Origin of the sequence: Pseudokineococcus basanitobsidens, from assembly GCF_037482545.1 — a bacterium.
Taxonomy (GTDB): Bacteria; Actinomycetota; Actinomycetes; order Actinomycetales; family Quadrisphaeraceae; genus Pseudokineococcus; species Pseudokineococcus basanitobsidens.
The window spans coordinates 1-19,689 of sequence record NZ_JBBIAA010000014.1; the positions used below are offsets into that span (position 1 = coordinate 1).

The following is a 19,689-nucleotide window of genomic DNA, read 5'->3' on the forward strand; positions in this document are numbered from 1 at the left end:
CACCACGGTGCGCCTCGAAGACGGCGCAGGGTTGCTGACCTGGCGTTTCCCGCGCGTGCACGGCGGCTTCGTCTGGGAGTGGCGCGACCACGGGCTCACGCACCGGACGTCCGGCCGGCCCGGTGGTGACGTCGAGTTCTTCGCCTACGGCGGCGACTTCGACGAGCCGCTGCACGACGGCTCGTTCATCACCGACGGGATGGTGCTCTCGGACGGGACGCCGTCCCCCGGGCTCGCCGAGTGGGCGGCCGTCGTGGCGGCGGTGCGCCTGGTCGTCCGCGGCCTCGGCGACGCCGCCCGGGGCGACGACCCCGACGCGACGACGCAGGGCCCACGGCTCGAGGTCGTCAACCGGCGGCACTCGGCGAGCACCGCGGACCTCGCGCTGACGTGGCGCGTCGAGCGGGACGGCGAGGTGGTCGCCGAGGGCGACCTCGTCGCGCCCGTCGTCGCGGCCGGCACCACGGGGACGGTCGAGCTGCCGGACCCGGCGGCCGCCGCCGGCCCGACGCCGGCCGGGTCGGAGGACTGGCTGACCGTCGAGGCCTCGCTCGCCGCCGCGACGGCGTGGGCGGACGCCGGGCACGTCGTCTCCCGCACGCAGGTCGACGTGAGCGCGCCGGCGGCCCGGGTCGCCGCGCCCGCGCCGGCCGGGGAGCCGGTCGTCGTCGAGGACGGCGCCGTCCGGGTCGGCGACGCCGTCCTCGACCTCACGACCGGGCGGCTGCGCTCCGTCGGCGGCACCGCCGTCGACGGGCCGTGGCTCGAGCTCTTCCGCGCGCCGACGGACAACGACCGCGGCGGGACCCCCCACGCGTACGAGGACGTCGACCCCGCGCTCACCCAGGGCGCCGGCGACGACGCCCTCCCCTCGGCCGAGCGCTGGACCCGGCTGGGGCTGGACCGGCTGCAGCACCGGGTCACCGGCGTGGAGGTCGACGAGCGCGCCGTCGTCGTGCGCGTGCGGGCGGGCATCGCCCGGTCCGACCTGGGCGTCGGCGTCACCTACCGCTGGAGCGCGGGTGCCGACGGCGCCGCCGAGCTGGCCGTCTCGCTCGTCCCGACCGGGCCGTGGACCGGCACCTGGCCGCGCGTGGGCGTGCGCCTGGACCTCCCGTCATCGGTGGACCGGGCCGCGTGGTTCGGGACGGGGCCGGCCGAGTCCTACGCGGACTCCGACCACGCAGCGGTCGTCGGTGCGTTCGCGACGAGCGTGGACGACCTCGTCGTCGCCTACGCCCGGCCGCAGGAGAGCGGGCACCGGCCCGACCTGCGGTGGCTGCAGCTGACGTCGTCGGGGGGCGCGGAGGGGGGCCCAGGGCTGCACGTGACCTCGCTCGCCGACCGGCCCGGCGAGACGCGGGTCGGCTTCACCGCCCGTCGGTGGACGCCGCAGGAGCTCGCGGCCGCGGCGCACGACCACGAGCTGCCGCCGTCGGACCGCGTCGTCCTGCACCTCGACGCCGCGCAGCACGGGCTCGGCTCGCGCGCCTGCGGGCCCGACGTGCTGCCGCAGCACCAGCTCGCGCCGTCCGCCCGTTCCTTCCGGGTGGCGCTGCGGGCCGTGTGACGACTCGAGCCACGACGGCTACGGCGTCCCAGACGCCCCCCACTCCGACGTCGGCGACGACGTCGAGAAGGCAGCGCCACCAAGACCGACGTCGGCGACGACGTCGAGAAGGGAGCGCCACGACGTCGAGGAGAGGGGACGGGTCCGCAGGTCGCGCCGACGGGAGCACGCGGAGCAGCGGCGGCCTCGCGGGTGCGACGCGCGGGGCGTTGACTGACGGAGGAGCCAGCAACCCGCACCCGAGGAGCGCCATGAGCACGACCCAGACCGGCCGGTCCCAGGACGACAGGTCCCTCGCCGAGCGCACCCGCGCGGTGCTCGGGGCCGTCCCGACGCAGCTGCTCGTCGGCGGCCGCTGGCAGGACGCGGCCGACGGCGCGACGTTCGACGTCACCGACCCTGCGACCGGCGAGGTGCTCACCTCCGTCGCGGACGCCGGTGCGGACGACGCCCGGGCGGCGCTCGAGGCGGCCGCCGCCGCGCAGGCCGGCTTCGCCGCGATGGCCCCGCAGGAACGCGCCGACGTCCTCACCCGGGCCTTCGCGCTCATGCACGAGCGGGTCGAGGACCTCGCCCTGCTCATGACGCTCGAGATGGGCAAGCCGCTTGCCGAGTCGCGCGGCGAGATCGCCTACGCCGCAGGCTTCTTCCGCCACTTCGCCGGCGAGGCCGTGCGGGTCTCGGGGGGCTACCAGGTGGCGCCCGCCGGCGGGTCGCGGCACCTCGTGATGAAGCAGCCGGTCGGGCCCTGCGTCCTCGTGACGCCGTGGAACTTCCCAGCGGCCATGGGCACCCGCAAGCTCGGCCCCGCGATCGCCGCCGGCTGCACCAGCGTCGTCAAGCCCGCGCCGGCGACACCGCTGTCGATGCTCGCGCTCGCGGGGATCCTCGCCGAGGCGGGCCTGCCGGACGGCGTGGTCAACCTCGTGCCCACGACGCGGGCGGGCGAGGTGGTCGAGCCGATGCTGCGCAGCGGGCTGGCTCGCAAGCTCTCCTTCACCGGGTCGACGGCGGTGGGCCGCACGCTGCTCGAGCAGTCGGCCGAGAAGGTGCTCCGGACGTCGATGGAGCTCGGGGGCAACGCGCCCTTCCTCGTCTTCGCCGACGCGGACCTCGACGCCGCCGTCGAGGGCGCCATGGCCGCGAAGATGCGCAACGGCGGTGAGGCGTGCACCTCCGCCAACCGCTTCCTCGTGCACGAGGACGTCGCCGAGGACTTCGGGCGCCGTCTGGCCGAGCGCATGCAGGCCCTCGTCGTCGGGCCGGGGACGCGCGACGGCGTCCAGCTCGGCCCGCTGATCGACGGGGGCGCCCGGGAGAAGGTCGAGGCGCTGGTCGCCGACGCCGTCGACCGCGGCGCACGGGTCGTGACCGGCGGCTCGGCGGTCGAGGGGCCCGGCTTCTTCTACGCCCCCACCGTGCTGACGGACGTGCCGCACGACGCGCGGATCCGCTCCGAGGAGGTCTTCGGCCCCGTCGCGCCGATCACGACCTTCACCGACGAGGACGAGGCGGTGACGGAGGCCAACGACACCGAGCACGGCCTCGTCTCGTACGTCTACACCCGTGACCTGCAGCGGGCGCTGCGGGTCTGCGAGGCGCTGGAGGCCGGCATGGTCGGACTCAACGCGGGCGTCGTCTCCGACCCCGCGGCGCCGTTCGGCGGCGTGAAGGCCTCGGGCCTCGGGCGCGAGGGCGGACGCGTCGGCATCGAGGAGTACCTCGAGACGAAGTACGTCTCCGTCAGGATGTGACCCCCACGCCCCGCGCCGACCGGCGCGCCCACCTCTCGCCCCCCAGGAGACCTCCCGTGCCCACCGTCGAGCCCGTCGTCGTCACCCCGGACGCCGGGGCGCTGGCCTCCTTCTACGCCGACCTGCTCGACGCCGAGGTCGTCGAGCGCACGCTCGAGACGGGGCCCGCGTTCGCCGTCACGCTGCAGGTGGACGGGCTGCGCCTCACGCTCGTCACCGACGAGGAGGTCGCGACCGGCGACCCGGGCCGGGTGCTCCTGTCGATCGGCGTGGAGGACGTCGCCGCCGCCGTCGGACGCCTCGAGGACCTCGGCGGCACCGTGCTCGCGCGCCCGCAGGACATGGCCTGGGGCGAGCGCGTCGCCCACGCCCAGGACCCCGACGGCAACGCCCTGAACCTCACCCAGCCGCTCTGACCCCGCCGACCTGGCGTCGCCGACGTCTGCGGGCCCGGGCTCGTCCTCCCCGACGTCGTCGCCGACGTCGGGCTCCAGGACTCCCCCTCGCCAGGCGAGGCCGTCAGGGCGTGGTGCGCACCCACACCGCCGTGCTCGCGGGCAGGTGCACCCAGCCGTCGCCCGCGGTGACGGAGGCCTCGGAGGCGAGCAGCACCTCACCCGCGCAGGGGAGCGCCGCGGCCTCGTGGCCCATGTTGACGTAGGCCGTGACGCGGCCGGTGCGCGCGTCGCCCCGGTGGACGACGACGACGTCGCCCTGGCGCTCGAGCGTCGCCCGGCCCCGGCCGAGCGCCCGCACCTCGTGGCGCAGGACGAGCGCCGCCCGGTACAGCTGCAGGGTGGAGGCGGGGTCCGCGGCCTGGCGCTCGACGGACAGCTCGTCCCAGCCGTCGGGCTGCGGCAGCCAGGGCGCCGCGGCGCCGGCCGGCGAGAAGCCCGCCGCGGGGCCGGTCGACCAGGGCATGGGGATGCGGCAGCCGTCGCGGCCGGCGCGCAGTCCCCCGGAGCGGTGGAAGATCGGGTCCCGCTTGGCCTCGTCGGGGACGACGACCTGCGGCAGCCCGAGCTCCTCGCCCGCGTAGAGGTACGGCGAGCCGGGCAGCGCGAGCACGAGCAGCGCCGCGGCCCGAGCCCGCGAGAGCCCGTGCGCGCCCCCGCCGAAGCGCGTCACCTGGCGGTCCTTGTCGTGGTTGCCGAGCACCCAGGAGACCGGCGCGCCGACGCGGTCGAAGGCGGCGAGCGCGGGGCAGATCCCGTCGACGAACGCGGCGGCGTCCCACGGGGACTTCAGCAGCCGGAACGCGAAGGCCTGGTGCATCTCGTCCGGGCGGACGTACGCCGCGACCCGGTCGAGGTCGGCGAGGCAGACCTCGCCGACGAGGAGCCTGTCCCCCGGGTAGGAGTCCACGAGCGCCCGCCAGCGCCGCCACACGGCGTGCACCTCGGGCTGGTCCCAGGTGTGCCGCTGCTCGTCGCCGTGGCCGAACAGCGTCGGCGAGTAGGCGCCCGGGTTCTCCCGCAGCTGGGCGTCCTTGAAGAGGCCGTAGGCGACGTCGACGCGGAACCCGTCGACGCCCATGTCGAGCCAGAAGCGCAGCGTCTCGTCGAAGTCGTCGGCGACCGACGGCTCGCGCCAGTCCAGGTCCGGCTGCTCCGGCGAGAAGAGGTGCAGGTACCAGCGCCCGTCCGGCGTGCGTGACCAGGCGGAGCCGCCGAAGAGGCTGCGCCAGCCGTTGGGCGGCTCGGGCGACGGCGGGGCGAAGACGTACTTGCGGGCGTGCGGGCTGCTCGGGTCGGCGAGCGCCTCCCGGAACCAGGGGTGGGCGTCCGAGGTGTGGTTGGGCACGACGTCGAGCAGCACGCGCAGGCCGAGCGCGTGGGCGTCCTCGACGAGCAGCCGCACGTCCTCGACGTCGCCGAGCTCGGGGTCCACGGAGCGGTAGTCGCTGACGTCGTAGCCGCCGTCGGCGCCGCCCGAGGGGTAGTGCGGGGTGATCCACAGCGCGTCGACGCCGAGCCACGCCAGGTGCGGGAGCCGGGCGCGCAGCCCGGCGAGGTCACCCACGCCGTCCCCGTCGCCGTCCGCGAACGACCGCAGGTAGACCTGGTACACGACGGCGTCGCGCCACCAGGCGTCGGCCGTGGCCGACGTCGCGGCCGAGGCCCGCGAGGTGCAGCCGCCGCGCTGACGGGGCAGGGCGGCGGCCGCGGCGAGCGAGGTGGTGGTGGCCATGCCGGGCTATCGGCCGGTGGGGCGCCGACCTGGACCTCCTCGTCAGCAGGAGGAGGAGACGGGCGGGACGCCGGCGGCCTGCCGCTGCTGGGGCAACGGCGCCGCGGAGCCGTCGAGCACGCGTCCCGGGCCCCCGGCGACCAGCAGCGCGAGGACCTCGTCGGCCGGCACGGGGCGGCCGTGGAACCAGCCCTGGCTCTCGTCGCAGCCGAGGGCGCGGACCTTCTCCCAGGTCGGGGCGTCCTCGACCCCCTCGGCGACCACGCGCAGCCCGAGCCGGTGGGCGAGGCCCACGGTGCCGGCCACGACGGCCGCCGTCCGCTCGTCGGCGACGAGCCGTGCCGCGAAGGCCCGGTCCAGCTTGAGCTCGGTGGCGGGCAGGTCCGTGAGGTAGGCGAGCGAGGCGTGCCCGGTCCCGTAGTCGTCGATGCTCACGCCGACGCCGCGCTCGCGCAGGAGCCCCGTCGTCGCGACGGCCGTCTCGGGGTCGGCCATGACGGAGGTCTCGGTGATCTCCAGGACGAGGTCCTCGGGAGGCGTCCCCGTGGCGGCGAGCACCTCGTCGACGAGGGGGACGAGGCGGGGGTGCGACAGGCACCCGGTCGAGAGGTTGACCGACGTGCGCAGCCGCTGGCCCTGCGCGCGCCAGCGGGCGCCGTCGGCGAGGGACCGACGCAGCACCGTCTCGGTGACGCCCTCCATGAGGCCGTGCCGCTCGGCGAGCGGCAGGAACCGGTCGGGCGCGACGAGCCCGTGGCGCGGGTGCGCCCAGCGCACGAGGGCCTCGGTCCCCACGGGGCGGCCCGTGCCGTCGACCTGGATCTGGTGGTGGACGACGAGGTGGCCTGCGGCGCCGGGTGCCGCGTCCCGTGGCTCCCCCCCTGCCGTGGCGAGGACGCGGCGCAGCTCGGCGAGCAGGAGCGACGCCTCCGCCGCCGCGGCGTCGAGGACGGGGTCGTACCGCCCCGTCCCGCCGCCGTTCGACTTGGCCGTGTACATGGCGACGTCGGCCCGTCGCAGCAGCTCCTCGCCGGCGAGGCCCTCGCCGCCGTCCGCGGAGGCGACCCCGACGCTGGCGCCGACCTGGAGGCGCAGCCCCCCGACGTCGACGGGCGCCGACGCCGCCCGGGCGACGACCTCGGCGAGGGCGGCGGCGTCAGCGGCGGGGCGCGGGCCGAGCACGACGGCGAACTCGTCCCCTCCTGGGCGGGCGAGGTAGACGCTCCTCGGCAGCGTCCGGCGCAGCCGCTCGACGACGGCCTGCAGCAGGGCGTCGCCCGTCGCGTGCCCGTGCCGGTCGTTGACCTCCTTGAAACGGTCCAGGTCCACGAGCAGGAGGCTCGTCTCCCCGGCGCGCCGGACCTGCTGCTCGAGATGGCGGGTGAGGCCCCGCCGGTTGCCCGCGCCGGTGAGGTCGTCCGTCAGGGCCTCCTCACGCCGCACGGCGAGCTGGCTCAGGTCCCGGACGAGGTGGACCGCCCGCGCCGCCACGCCGACCACCGCGAGGACGCCGTACGCCGTGGGGACGAGCGAGGTGACGGTGACCGGTCCGCGCGAGACGACGAGCAGGACGACGGCCAGCACGAGCACGAACAGCGCCCCGGCCGTGGAGGCCCCCGCCGTCGCCGGGCGCGGCACGTGGTCCCCCGGCGGGGCGAGGGCCACGAGCGCCACCACGGCCGCGAGCACGACCCAGGCGAGGCGGGTCGCGTCCTCGTCCGCGGGCAGCGCGAGGCGCGCGACGAGGACCACGACGACGAGGGCAGCGGCGCCGCCGAGGGCCCACACCCGTAGGTCGCGCGCCATGCCGGCCAGGCCCGCCACCGTCGGCAGCGTGCCGAGCACCGTCCCGGCGGCAGCCAGCGACAGCAGCCAGAGCTGCTCGTCCAGCAGCGCCCCCGGCGGGTCGACGCCCGCCCAGCGCAGGCCCAGCGTCGTGAGCGCGGCGGCGCACAGGACGGCGCTCACGCCGTTGAACCAGTCGCCCGGCCCGGAGGTGGGGCCCCGGAACCGGTTCCAGTGCAGCAGGCCCTGGTAGAGCAGGAGGGAGGCGACGAGGCCGCCGCCGTCGACGACGGGCAGCGCCCGGCCCGCCCCGACGAGGTCGTCGGCCAGGCCGGCGGCCGCGACGACCCCGCACGCGGCCGCGGCCCAGCGCCAGACCGGGCCCTCGTCCGGGCCGCGGCGCGCCCGCCGGAGGACGACGAGGGCGGCCACGACCGGGAGCAGGGTGCGGGCCGCGGCGGACACGGCGGCGAGGGCGCTGCCCCGCCCGGCGTCGAGACCGGCGTCGAACCCGGCGCCGAGCACCGGGTGCGCACCGGCGACGACCACGAGGACGACCAGGGCGGCTGCGGGAGGACGACCGCCCGTCAGGACGCCCAGCGGGGTCCTCGGACGCGTCGGTGCTCCGGCCATGCCATCTCCTCGGCCGGGGAGACGAGGTGGTGGAGCCGCGGGCGCCGCCCCAGGGACGACCTCACCCGTGCGCGCGGCGCCGGACGCCGGGAGGGACGAGGCAACCCTCGGGCGAGGGTAGGGTTGGCACCTGCCCCGGCGGGACGGCTCCAGCGCGTCCGGCACCGGGACCCTCCCCCGGTGCGACGTCGCGCCCCCTCCCCCGACCTGCGGGGCGCGACGCGCCCGGCCCAGGAGACGCCCGTGCCCTCGCACCTCCCGCCCGGCAGCGCCCCCACCGGCAGCACGCCCACCGGCAGCACCCCCACCGGCGACCGGACCTCCGGCCCCGAGGGGACGAGCGCCTCCACCGTCGGTCTCACGGGCGGCACCACCGCCGACGGCGCGACCGTCGGCACGGTGCCCCCCGGCCCGGCGGAGCAGCCCCCGGCCGGGCGCCGCCGGGTCGTCCCGCCGGCCCGCGGCCACGGCGGCATCTCGGTGCTGGACGCCCTCAAGGACCCGCGTCGTCTGCGGATCGAGGTGCTCGCGGGCCTCGTCGTCGCGCTGGCGCTGATCCCCGAGGCCATCGCCTTCTCGATCATCGCGGGCGTCGACCCCCGGCTCGGCCTCTTCGCGTCCTTCACGATGGCCGTGACGATCTCGTTCCTCGGCGGCCGGCCGGCGATGATCTCCGCCGCCACGGGCGCCACCGCGCTCGTCGTCGCCCCGCTCGTGCGTGAGGAGGGGGTCCAGTACCTGTTCGCCGCCGTCGTCCTCGCGGGCGTCGTCCAGGTCGTGCTCGGCGTCTCCGGCGTCGCGCGGCTCATGCGCTTCATCCCGCGCAGCGTCATGGTCGGCTTCGTCAACGCCCTCGCGATCCTCATCTTCCTCTCGCAGGTGCCGCAGCTGGTCGACGTGCCGTGGGCGGTCTACCCGATGGTCGCCGTCGGGATCGCCGTCATCGTGCTGCTGCCGCGCCTGACGACGGCGGTGCCGTCGCCGCTGGTCGCGATCGTGGCGCTCACCGGCTTCGTCGTCCTCGCCCGGGTGGCCGTGCCGGACGTCGGGGACCAGGGCGAGCTGCCCCGCGACCTGCCGTCCCTGCTGCTGCCGGACGTGCCGTTCTCGCTGGAGACGCTGCAGGTCGTCGCCCCGTACGCGCTCGGGGTCGCGGTCGTCGGGCTGCTCGAGTCCCTCATGACGGCCAAGCTCGTCGACGACGTCACCGACACGGGCTCGAGCAAGACGCGCGAGGCCTGGGGCCAGGGCGGCGCCAACATCGTCACCGGCTTCTTCGGCGGCCTCGGCGGCTGCGCCATGATCGGCCAGACGATGATCAACGTGAAGTCCTCCGGGGCGCGCACGCGGATCTCGACGTTCCTCGCCGGCGTCTTCCTGCTGCTGCTCGTCGTCGTGCTCGGCGACGTCGTCGCCGTCATCCCGATGGCCGCGCTCGTCGCCGTCATGGTCATGGTCTCGGTGGGGACCTTCGACTGGCACAGCGTCCGGCCGTCGACGCTGCGGCGGATGCCGCGCTCGGAGACGCTCGTGATGCTCGCGACGGTCGCCGTCACGGTGGCCACGGACAACCTCGCCTACGGCGTCGTCGTCGGCGTCCTCGTCGCGATGACGCTGTTCGCGCGCCGCGTCGCGCACCTCACCGAGGTGAGCGAGGTCCCCACGGACGAGCCCGGCACCCGCGTCTACGCCGTCACGGGCCAGCTGTTCTTCGCGTCCAGCAACGACCTGGTGCACCAGTTCGACTACGCGGGCGACCCGGGCCGCGTCGTCATCGACCTGTCCGGCGCGAACGTCTGGGACGCCTCGACGGTCGCCACGCTCGACGCCGTCGAGACCAAGTACGCCGCGCACGGCACGACCGTGAGCATCGTCGGCCTCGACGAGCACTCCGCCGCCCGGCGCGACCGCCTGTCCGGCCACCTCGGGGCGGGGCACTGAGCGTGGGCGCCACCACCCACGAGGACCGGGTCGGGACGGACCGGCCGCTCCAGATCGGCCGCGTCGCCGAGCTGACCGGGCTGTCCCTGCACACGCTGCGGCACTACGACGAGGTCGACCTCCTGCGCCCCTCGGCGCGCAGCGAGGGCGGCTTCCGCCTCTACACCGCGGGCGACGTCGAGCGGTTGCTCGTCATCCGGCGGATGAAGCCGCTGGGCTTCTCCCTCGAGCAGATGCGGGAGCTGCTGCAGGTGGTCGACGCGCTGCCCGGGGCCACCGGGGCGGACGAGGACGCGCTGCGGGCCCGGCTGGACGAGTTCGTCGGGCTGGCCGAGGAGGCCCGGCAGCGGATGCTCGAGCGCGTCGCCATGGCCGACGAGCTGCTCGACCAGCTGCACTCGCGCTGAGCCCGCCCTCCCCCGAGCCGCCCTCCCCCGAGCCGCCCTCCCCCGAGCCGCCCTCCTCGAGCCGCCCTCCTCGAGGCACCTCGACGACGTCATGTCGTCGGCGCGGTGCCAGGACGACGAGATGTCGTCGACGTGCCGCCATCTCAGCCCGTGACGAGGACCGTCCCGCCCGGGGGGACGACGACCCGTGCCGTCGCGCCGGTGACGGACCGCTCGTCGACGAGCCGTCCCGCGCCGTCGTAGCGCGAGACCGTCGCAGGCCCGTCGAGCACCACGTCCGCCGACCGGCGCCCGTCGGCCGCGCTCGCCAGGAGGGTGGTGCGCGCCCCGTCGCCACCCAGCTCGAGGCGGGAGACCTCGGGGCGCAGGAGGACGGCGTCGACGTCGGCCGGTCCCCGCCGGGCGACCGCGGAGAGCTCGCCCGCACCGGCCGGGAGCGGTCGCGCGAGGAGCGAGGGCAGCAGGGCGCCCGGCACCGCGGTGACGCCCTGCGCGCCGAGGCCGCCGCCGCGCAGGAGGCCGAGGCTCCCGCGACCGGCCGACCACCGGGTCAGCGCGCCGACGCCCGACGGCGTCCGCCACGTCACCGGCTCGACGGACCGCGGCTGGTCGTCCGGCGGCACGGCCCACGTCGCGGACTCGCCGGCGTCCAGCCGAAGGTGCGCCCCGCCGCTCCACGACGACTCCCCCGTCCACGCCGAGGCGGGCGTGACGACGTCGCCGTCCGTCGTGGCGGCCTCGCCCTCGACGGCGACGAGCCCGTGGCGGGCGAGCACCCGCGGCGTCGCCGTCGCCAGCGCCCGGACGTCGGGGTGCGCGTCGAGGGCCAGCATCGTCAGGAGCCCGTGGACGGTCGACTCCGCACCGGAGTTCGCGTTCACCGTGCCGTCGGGTGCCACGCCGTCGTTCGTCACGCCCGTAGCGGGGTCGTAGACGGGCACCCCGGCGGGGTTGGCGCCGAAGAACCACGCCGCGGTGACGCCCGCGAGCGCCCGCGGGCCCGGCGCCCCGGTGGCCTCCGCCACGGTGAGCAGGGACTGCACCCGCGCGTCGACGCCGTAGGCGATGGACACGAGCTCGGTGGGCGCCGGCGCCCACGCGTTGACGACGCCGGTGCCGGTCAGCAGCGTCGGCGTGAAGGAGGTCGCGTCGGGCACGGCCGGCCGCAGCAGCGTGTCGTCGTCCAGCGCCGTCGCCGCGCCGGCGAGCGCCGCGGGGGTGTACGAGGCCCAGGCGTGCCACTGCGAGGTCGAGCGCGCCCACGGCAGCACGGCGCCGTACGGCCAGTGCCGCCGGTCGCCGGCCAGCGCCGGGTCGCCCATCGCGGCGACGGCCTCGGCCAGCTGCGTCAGGTCCCGCCGCACCCGCGCGTCGTCGGGGAGGGCCTGGACGTACGCGGTGAGCCCGACGACGGCCTCGGCCGTGGCGTCGGCCGCGTCCGCCACGAGCCAGGCGGGCACCCGCTCCCCGTCGGCGACGGCGTAGCGGCCGTAGGAGGCCAGGTCCTCGCGCTCGACCGCCTCCAGCGACAGGTGCAGCCGCTCGCGCAGGAAGGCGGCGAAGGCGCGGTCGTCGGCGTCCCCGTCCACGAAGGCGGCGTACCCCTCGCCGAGCGCCCACAGGGTCCGCGCCACCCAGTAGGAGGTGTCCGAGTCGCTCGGGTCGGGCAGCTCGACCGGCTCCGCGCTGGGGTTCAGGTCGCCGTCGGGCTGCATCCACAGGACGACGCCGCCGGCGTCCGGGCCCGTGGTGGTCTGCAGGTAGGCGACGAGCCGGAGCAGCTCGTAGGCCGTCCGGCGGCTCGTCGCGTCACCGGTCTGGCGCCAGTGCCGGACGTAGACGACGGCGGCGCGGGTCACGTCGTCGGCGTTGTAGGCGCCCTGCGACCAGTCGCCCGTGGCCGGGTCGAGGGTGCCGCCGCCGACGCGGCGGAACGGCCCGCCGGGCGCCGCGGGCGCGTCGGCGTAGGTCCACGGCGCGAGCAGGTCCGGCTCCGCCGCGAGCCGGTACGTCGTGTGCCCGGCGACCGGTGCGGGCGTGACCGTGTCGAGGAGGGCGTCCAGGTGCGCGAGGTTCGTCAGCGGCGCCGCGCCCGCGGCCGGGGTCGCGGGGGACGACGCCGCGGCCGCACCCCCGGCACCGACGACCAGCGCGAGCGCGGCGAGCACCGCCCCGCCGCGGACGGCGCTCACGCCGCACCACCGGCGAGGTGGTCGAGGCGGGCGACGCCGATCCGGGAGTCGGCCATGCCGTAGAAGACGTACCGGACGCCGTCGACCTCCTCGACGGCGGTGGGGAAGACGACGCCGGGCACGGTGCCCGCGAGCTCGTCGGCGGTCTCGGGCTCCAGCAGGGGCTCCGGCGTGCGGGCGAGCACCCGTCCCGGGTCGGCCGGGTCGAGCAGCATCGCGCCGGCCGTGTACCGCACCCGCTGCTGCTGGTCGACACCGGGGACGAGCTCGCCCGTCACGCCGTGGTGGAGCAGGAGCCACCCCTCGGGCACCCGCAGCGGCGGGGGGCCGGCGCCGATCTTCAGCGCCTCGAAGGGGTGCTCGGGCATCGCGACGAGCCGGTGGTCACGCAGCCGCGTCAGCGCGGCGAGCCCGTCCCGCTCGACCTCGGCCACGGGGACGGACGACATCCAGATGCCGGGCCGGTCGTCGTCGACGCCCGCGGGCAGGTGCGTCCCCTCGCCGTCGCGGAGCCATCCCAGGTCCCACATCGGCCGGTGGAGGACCGCCCACACGGGCTCGCCGTCGCGCCCGGGCACGGGCTCGGCGAACCACACGACGTCCTTGTTGGGGAAGAGGTTGAGGTCGGTGTCGAGCTCCTCGTCGTAACGGAGGTGCAGCGGGCCGAGGCGCTCCCACGTGCGCAGGTCCGCCGAGGTCGCGAGCGCCGGCCGCGGTCCGAGCGGGCCGTAGGCGACGTAGGTCATGAGGTGGACGCCGAGCGCAGGCACCCACGTGGTCCGCGGGTCCTCCACCCCCGCGTTCGTCCGCCCGCGCTCCCAGCCGCGGTCGGGGGCGAGCACCACGCGGTCGTCGCGGTCGCGCTCGACGCCGACGGGGACGCCGCCGTCCAGCAGGACGCGGGCGAGACCGACCGAGGAGACGTTGCCCTCGGCGACGAGACGGGGCAGCAGGTGCAGCACGCCGTCGGGCGTGCGCCCCGACGCGGGGTTGAGGACGCCCTCGGCCTCGGCCGGGTCACCGGGCAGGGGGCTCATGACGACGCCGAGCCGGGTCAGCGCGTACGGGACGCCGGTGGGCGCGCCGCTCGAGGTGGGGCCGGGTGCGGGCCAGGGCGTGGGCCCGGGCGTGGGCCCGGGCGTGGGTCCGGTGGGGCTGGTCGTGGTCATCGCGGGTCAGCCCTTCACGGAGGAGCCGATGTCGGACGAGGTGAAGCGGCGCTGGAAGAGGAGGAAGAGCCCCACGGCCGGCGCGGCCAGCACGCAGGCGCCGGCGAGGATGGCGCCCGTCGGGTTGGCCACCTGCCCCGCCAGCGTGGTGATGAAGTTCGACAGCGAGACGGCGAGCGGCTGCTGGTCGAGCTCCTTTGTCACGAGGAACGGCCAGAGGAACTCGTTCCACGGGCCGATGAAGGTGACGAGGACGACGGTCAGCAGCGCCGGTCGTACCAGCGGCAGGGCCACCGACCGCAGCACCCGCAGCTCCGAGGCGCCGTCGATGCGCGCCGCCTCGAAGACGTCCTGCGGCAGCTGCAGGAAGTACTGCCGGAAGATGATGACCGCGGTCGAGTTGACGAGGAACGGCAGCGCGACGCCGAGGCGCGTGTCCGCCAGGCCGTAGTCCCGAGCGACGAGGATGTACAGCGGCACGAGCAGCAGCTGGAAGGGCACCACCTGCACGAGCAGGGCCAGCCCGAAGAGCGCCCCCCGGCCCCGGAACTCCAGCTGCGCCAGCGCGTACCCGGCGAGCGTCCCGAGCACGACGGTTCCGAGGATGACGAGGCCGGCGAAGATCCCCGAGTTCAGCAGGCCCGTCCCGAGGCTGATGGCGCCGTCGATGGCGCCGTAGTTCGCGAGCGTGGCCTCGCCGGGCGTCGGCACGAGGCCGGTGAGCGTCGGGTCGGGGGCCACCTGGAGCGAGCCGCCCACCATCGCGAGGAACGGGAAGAGGAAGACGACGGCTCCGACGGCGAGGACGAGGACCCGCCAGGCGCGCGCGGACGGCCGCCGGCGGCGGCGTCGGGGTGCTGCCGTCTCGGCGGCGGTGGTGGCGCGGCCCTCGGCGGACGTGTCCGCTGCTGCGGACGGGGCCCCGGCCCGCGAGGAGCCCGGCAGGGGTGCGGCGGTGGCGCTCATCGCTCTCCTCCGACGAGACGGCGGTTGACGAGGGACACGGCGAGGACGAGGACGACGAGGAGGATGCCGATGGCCGCCGCCTCGCCCGGCTCGTTCTGCTCGATACCCCGTTGGTAGAGCAGGAGGACGGGGGTGGCCGAGGCGCCGTCCGGGCCGCCACCCCCGGTGAGCAGGTAGGGCTCGGTGAAGAGGTTCGCGCCGACGATGGTGGACAGCAGGACGACGAGGAGCGTCGCCGGCCGGACGCCCGGCACCGTCACCGACCAGAACCGGCGCACGCGTCCGGCGCCGTCCGTCGCCGCGGACTCGTGCAGCTCCTTCGGGACCGCCTGCAGCGCAGCCAGGTACAGCAGGATGTAGAAGCCCAGCTGCTTCCACGTGACGAAGACGGCGATCATCGGCATCGCCCACGCGCTGTTGACGAGCCACGGCGGGTCGGGGACCAGGCCGAGCGGCCCCAGCAGGCGGTTGACCAGCCCGTCGCCGCCGAAGAGGAACAGCCAGACGCCGACGACCGCCACCGAGCTCGTGATGTACGGCACGTAGTAGGCGACGCGGAAGAACGTCAGGCCTCGCAGCGGCGCGTCGAGCGCCACCGCGAGGAGGAGCCCGAGCACGACGGTCAGGGGCACGTTGATGACGAGGAAGACGACGATGTTGAGGAACGACCGCTGCACCGCGGGGTCCGCGAGCACCGCCGTGAAGTTGGCCAGCCCCGTGAAGGGGCGGTCGACGTCGGCGCCCGGCGCGGCGAAGAAGTAGTCGTGCACCGACATCCACACCGCGAAGGCGAGCGGCACCGCGAAGACGGCGAGCACGAAGAGGAGGTACGGCGCGCCGAAGAGCGCACCGAGCGGCTGGCGGCCGAGGAGCCGGTGCAGCAGGGTCGCCGGCTGCCGGTCGCCCGCCCGGTCCGGTCCGGTCGTTCCCCCGCCGGTCCTGCCCCGGCCGGTCCTGCCCCGACCGGACGCGCCCCGTCCTGGCCCCGCCGGCCGGGCGGCCGTCCCGGCGCTCACTGCTGCCCCGTCGTGACGAGGGAGCGGATGGCGGACGCGGCCTCGTCGAGGCCCTCCTGCACGCTCTCCGAGCGGTAGATCACCGCGGCGGACCAGGCGTTGCGGAAGGCCTGCCAGACCTTGGTCGAGCTCTGCACGTTGGGCACCTCCACGGTGCGGGCCGCCTGCTCGGCGAACGGGACGTAGGTCGGGTTGTCGGCGAACCAGTCGGCGTAGGTGTCGAGGAGGTCCGCCCGCAGCGGCATCTGCCCCGTCATCTCGAGGAGCCTGCGGTCCTGGTCGGCGCTCGTCGCGAACCGCGCCACGTCCCAGGCCGTCGCCCGGTTCCGGCAGGCGGAGTACAGCGCGATGTTCTTGGCGTCGGAGAAGCTCCACGTCTCCCCCGCCGGCGTGCCCTCGGGCGTGGGCACCGGGACCACGCCCCAGTCCACGACCCCGTCGTAGACGGCCACGGCCCAGGGGCCCGCGAGCGTCATCGCCGTCGCCCCGACCGCGAACGCGTCGCCGTTGAAGAGCTCGGGGCTCGCGAGGCCCTCGTCGTAGAGCGTCCGCCACAGCTCGGCCACGGCACGCCCGTCGGCGTCGTCGAAGGTCGGCTCGCCGTCCTCGACGAGCTGGGTACCCCCGGTCTCGGCGGCGTAGAACGGGTAGAAGTCGAACCAGGACTGGAAGAACTGGCTCGAGGGGTTGGGGTACAGCGCGTGCGGCGCCGCCCCGGAGCCGACCAGGGTGCGCGACGTCGAGAGCAGCTCGTCGTAGGTGTGCAGCGGCGGGTCCTCGGGGTCCAGACCCGCTGCGGCGAAGGCCTTCTTGTCGTAGAGCACCATCACCGGGTTCGACTTCCACGGGATCTGGCGGAAGTCGCCGTCGGGCGAGGCGTACTGCTCGGCGAGGTCCCCGCTGCGGGCGGTGATGTAGGCGGTCGCGTCCTCGCCGTCGTCGGTCGGCGGCAGGGTGTCGAGGTCGACGAGCCCCTGCTGCCGGGTGAACTCGGGCACGGCCGCCGGTGACGTGTTGAAGATGAGGCAGGGGGCGTTCCCCGCCGTGATGGAGGCCGTGATGACGGCCTCGGACGTCGTCCCGGCGGGGATCTCCTGGGCGCGGACCTCCTCGTCGGGGTGCGCGGCGTTCCAGGCGGCCACCATCTGCTCGCCCCACTCCACCTCCTGGGAGTTGTTCGAGTACCAGACCGTGATGGGCCCCCGGCTCGTCGCCGCGGCCGCGGCGTCCACGCCCTGGGGACCGCCGCAGGCCGCGACGGCGGGTCCCAGCAGCAGCACCGCGGCGGCAGCCACGGGCAGCCGTCGCCGAGGTCGGGCCCGCGACGCCGGAGGGACGCCGGACGTCGGAGGGACGCCGGACGTCGGAGAGGTGCCGGACGTCGGAGGGGTGCAGGGAAGGCGGTGCCGTCGGATGCGCATCGTCGCGCCTCTCGGGGGTGCGGTCGGGACCTCGGGTCCCGGTGCGGGACGTCTGCCGCGCCGGTGCCGGCGGGGCGGTGGGACGGCGACGGTCAGGTCGCGGCGGCGCCGGGCGGCGCCGTCGAGCCGCGGACGACGAGCTCGGGCGGCGGCAGGTGGACGTCGTGCTCCTCGCCACCGAGGGCGTCGTCGCCCCCGGCGCGCCGGGCCAGCAGGTCGACGAGGGCGGTCGCCGCGCCGGCCCCCCAGGCGCGGCTGTCGGTGCGGACGGTGGTGAGCGGCGGGTGGACGTGCCCCGCGAGCTCGACGTCGTCGAAGCCCGTCACCGACAGGTCCTCCGGCAGCCGCACGCCGCGGGCGTGCGCGACGCCCAGTCCCGCCACCGCCATCGGGTCGCCGGCGTGGACGACGGCCGTCGGCGGCTCCGCGAGGTCGAGGAGCTGTGCCGTCGCACGGGCTCCCGCGGCGGCCGTGAAGTCGCTCTCCACGACGGCGTGCGGCGCCAGCCCGGCGGCGGCGAGCTCGGCCTCCACGGCCCGCCGGCGGCGCAGGCCGTGCTCGAGCCACGCCGGTCCGGCGACGTGGGCGATGCGGCGGTGACCGAGGTCGAGCAGGTGGCGCACGGCGGCTCGCATCCCGCGGTCGTCGTCGACGCGGACGGCCGGGAAGGGCGACGGCGTCGTCGGGCGCTGCAGCGTGACCGCGGGGAGGCCGAGCGCGACGAGGTGCCCGATGCGGGGGTCGTCCACCCGTACGTCGCTGACGACCACGCCGTCGACGCGGCGTTCGCGGGCCAGGCGCTCGTAGGTCGCGCGCTCCTCGTCGTCGTCCGCGACCACGTCGAGGACGAGCGACCACGCGTGGCGGGAGACGACCTGCTCGACCCCGGCGATGAGAGAGGCGAAGAAGGGGTCGTCCGCGATCGTGTCGACGGAGCGGTGGAGGACCAGCCCGACAGCCTGCGCCCGCTGCACCCGCATGGCGCGGGCCCGGTGGTCCGGCTGCCAGCTCATCTCGTCGGCCACGCGCAGGATGCGGGCGCGGGTGCGATCGCTCACCCCCGGACGCCCGTTGAGGGCGAAGGAGACCGCACCCCGGCTCACCCCGGCCGCGCGCGCGACGTCGGCGATGGTGGGCCTGGTGCTGCGCGCCACGTCCTCGCCCCCTCGCGTCGTCGGCGACCGGTGGCGGTACTAAATCGATCTAGTCGTACGGCGTCAAGACCTCCGGCACGACAGCGGCCCCCGGCCTCGGAGGGCACGGGGGGCGCTGCTGGTCGGACGCTCAGGCCGTCACAGGCCGCCCTTGAACAGCAGCCGGTTCGACGTCGAGCCGACGTTGCGGGCGACGACCCCGGTCGTCGCGTTCTGGACGAGGGTGTCGTTCACCTGGCTGCTCGGGAGGTCGCCGTAGCGCGCCTTGACGAGCGCCATGGCGCCGGCGACGTGCGGGCTGGCCATGGACGTCCCGCTGATGGTGTTGGTCCCGCCGTTCAGCCACGTCGAGGTGATGCCGACGCCCGGCGCGTAGATCTCCGCGCAGGACCCGTAGTTGGAGAACGACGCCCGCGTGTCGGTCTGGTCGGACGCCGCGACGGTGAGGGCTCCGCCCGCGGAGGCCGGTGACACCGCGCACGCGTCCTGGTTCTCGTTGCCCGCCGCCACGGCGATCGAGACGCCGGACGCCGCGAGGGAGTCGACCGCTCGGTTGAGCGCCGCCGAGTACCCGCCGCCGAGGCTCATGTTCGCCACGGCCGGCTTCACCGCGTTGCCGCGCACCCAGTCGACGGCGGCGATGATCCCCGAGGTGCTGCCGCTCCCGTCGCAGCCGAGCACGCGGACGCCGCGCAGCTGCACGCCCTTGGCGACGCCGTAGGTGGCGCTGCCGATCGTGCCGGCCACGTGCGTGCCGTGGCCGTTGCAGTCCTGGCCGTTCCCGCCCAGCGCGTCGTAGACGTTGCGGGCGCGGCCGCCGAAGTCCGGGTGCGACGTCGCGATGCCGGTGTCGACGACGTACGCCGTCACCCCCGACGCCGTCGACCCGTAGGTGTACGTGCCGGAGAGCGGGCGGTTCCGCTGGTCGATGCGGTCGAGGCCGTAGAGGCCGCCGCCGACGGCCACCCGCTGGGTCGCGTCCAGGGTGACGACGGCGTCCTCCTCGATCGCGACGACGTCGGGGTCGCGCTGCACCGCGGCGAGCTCGGCGGCGTCGAGGTCCGCGGCGAACCCGTCGACGGCGACGTCGTAGACCTCGTCCGGCACGACCCCGAGGTCCGCGGCGACGTCCTCGGCGTCCGAGCCCGCCTCGAGGGTGACGATGTAGCTGCCCTCGACGGCGTCGGCACCGGCGGACTGGACGGCGAGCGGGGCGTCCCCGGACGGAGCCGCGGCGGCCGCGCCCACCGGTCCGACGACGAGCCCGACGACCGCCGTCGCGGCGAGGGCGAGGGACGCGCGGCGGCGCCCGGTGGCAGTGGTGCCGGTGGCAGTGATGCCGGTGGCGGGGGTGCCGGCGGACGAGGTGGTGGCGTGCTCGGTCACGGGGCCTCTTCACGGGGACGGGCCCGCGCGACACCGCGGACCATCGGCACTGGTGGTCACGTGGAGTGCCGTACCAGGACGCTCGGTGAGCGTCCCGGGAACGTA

Annotated in this window: 14 protein-coding genes; 5 read left to right on the forward strand and 9 right to left on the reverse strand. The window is 76.1% G+C overall.

What is annotated here, in order from left to right; genetic code table 11:
• The 3 genes from WDZ17_RS11710 to WDZ17_RS11720 all read left to right on the forward strand — a co-directional run.
• Positions 1-1,570: beta-galactosidase small subunit family protein (locus WDZ17_RS11710; protein WP_339575339.1), on the forward strand; the 1,570-nt coding region annotated here is incomplete at its 5' end.
• A 251-nt stretch (positions 1,571-1,821) separates the two neighbouring features.
• Positions 1,822-3,324, forward strand: coding sequence for an NAD-dependent succinate-semialdehyde dehydrogenase (locus WDZ17_RS11715; RefSeq protein WP_339575340.1), 1,503 nt, complete (start codon positions 1,822-1,824; stop codon positions 3,322-3,324).
• Positions 3,325-3,380: 56 nt separating this feature from the next.
• Positions 3,381-3,740: a VOC family protein gene (locus WDZ17_RS11720; protein WP_339575341.1), complete on the forward strand. Its 360-nt coding sequence runs from the start codon at positions 3,381-3,383 to the stop codon at positions 3,738-3,740.
• 103 nt (positions 3,741-3,843) lie between these two features.
• Here WDZ17_RS11720 and WDZ17_RS11725 read toward each other — a convergent pair whose 3' ends face one another.
• Together WDZ17_RS11725 and WDZ17_RS11730 are read right to left on the reverse strand one after the other, a co-directional pair.
• Positions 3,844-5,514 carry an alpha-amylase family glycosyl hydrolase gene (locus WDZ17_RS11725; protein WP_339575342.1) on the reverse strand — a complete coding sequence of 557 codons (1,671 nt, stop codon included), beginning with the start codon at positions 5,512-5,514 and terminating at the stop codon, positions 3,844-3,846.
• 42 nt (positions 5,515-5,556) lie between these two features.
• Positions 5,557-7,932: a putative bifunctional diguanylate cyclase/phosphodiesterase gene (locus WDZ17_RS11730; protein WP_339575343.1), complete on the reverse strand. Its 2,376-nt coding sequence runs from the start codon at positions 7,930-7,932 to the stop codon at positions 5,557-5,559.
• Between the two features lie 474 nt (positions 7,933-8,406).
• Here WDZ17_RS11730 and WDZ17_RS11735 point away from each other — a divergent pair, with 474 nt between their 5' ends.
• Positions 8,407-9,873: a SulP family inorganic anion transporter gene (locus WDZ17_RS11735; RefSeq protein ID WP_422631970.1), complete on the forward strand. Its 1,467-nt coding sequence runs from the start codon at positions 8,407-8,409 to the stop codon at positions 9,871-9,873.
• A 2-nt stretch (positions 9,874-9,875) separates the two neighbouring features.
• A complete protein-coding gene (locus WDZ17_RS11740) occupies positions 9,876-10,280 on the forward strand; it encodes a MerR family transcriptional regulator (protein WP_339575345.1) in 405 nt (134 codons plus the stop codon).
• A 143-nt stretch (positions 10,281-10,423) separates the two neighbouring features.
• Here WDZ17_RS11740 and WDZ17_RS11745 read toward each other — a convergent pair whose 3' ends face one another.
• From WDZ17_RS11745 to WDZ17_RS11775, 7 genes are all read right to left on the reverse strand, one after another.
• On the reverse strand, positions 10,424-12,472 hold the full coding sequence (locus WDZ17_RS11745) for a hypothetical protein (RefSeq protein WP_339575346.1): 2,049 nt from the start codon (positions 12,470-12,472) through the stop codon (positions 10,424-10,426).
• Positions 12,469-13,509: a glycoside hydrolase family 130 protein gene (locus tag WDZ17_RS11750; RefSeq protein WP_422631971.1), complete on the reverse strand. Its 1,041-nt coding sequence runs from the start codon at positions 13,507-13,509 to the stop codon at positions 12,469-12,471. Before WDZ17_RS11750 ends, WDZ17_RS11745 begins: the two co-directional genes overlap by 4 nt.
• A 138-nt stretch (positions 13,510-13,647) precedes the next feature.
• Positions 13,648-14,607, reverse strand: a complete 960-nt coding sequence (locus WDZ17_RS11755) for a carbohydrate ABC transporter permease (RefSeq protein ID WP_339575348.1) — start codon at positions 14,605-14,607, stop codon at positions 13,648-13,650.
• Positions 14,604-15,491: a carbohydrate ABC transporter permease gene (locus WDZ17_RS11760; protein ID WP_422631972.1), complete on the reverse strand. Its 888-nt coding sequence runs from the start codon at positions 15,489-15,491 to the stop codon at positions 14,604-14,606. The genes WDZ17_RS11755 and WDZ17_RS11760 overlap by 4 nt, the downstream gene beginning before the upstream one ends.
• 128 nt (positions 15,492-15,619) lie before the next feature.
• Positions 15,620-16,918, reverse strand: coding sequence for an extracellular solute-binding protein (locus WDZ17_RS11765; RefSeq protein ID WP_339575350.1), 1,299 nt, complete (start codon positions 16,916-16,918; stop codon positions 15,620-15,622).
• 218 nt (positions 16,919-17,136) lie between these two features.
• Complete coding sequence (locus WDZ17_RS11770) at positions 17,137-18,198, reverse strand: LacI family DNA-binding transcriptional regulator (protein ID WP_339575351.1); 1,062 nt, start codon at positions 18,196-18,198, stop codon at positions 17,137-17,139.
• Positions 18,199-18,336: 138 nt separating this feature from the next.
• On the reverse strand, positions 18,337-19,536 hold the full coding sequence (locus tag WDZ17_RS11775) for a S8 family peptidase (protein WP_422631973.1): 1,200 nt from the start codon (positions 19,534-19,536) through the stop codon (positions 18,337-18,339).
• Positions 19,537-19,689 lie beyond the last annotated feature (153 nt).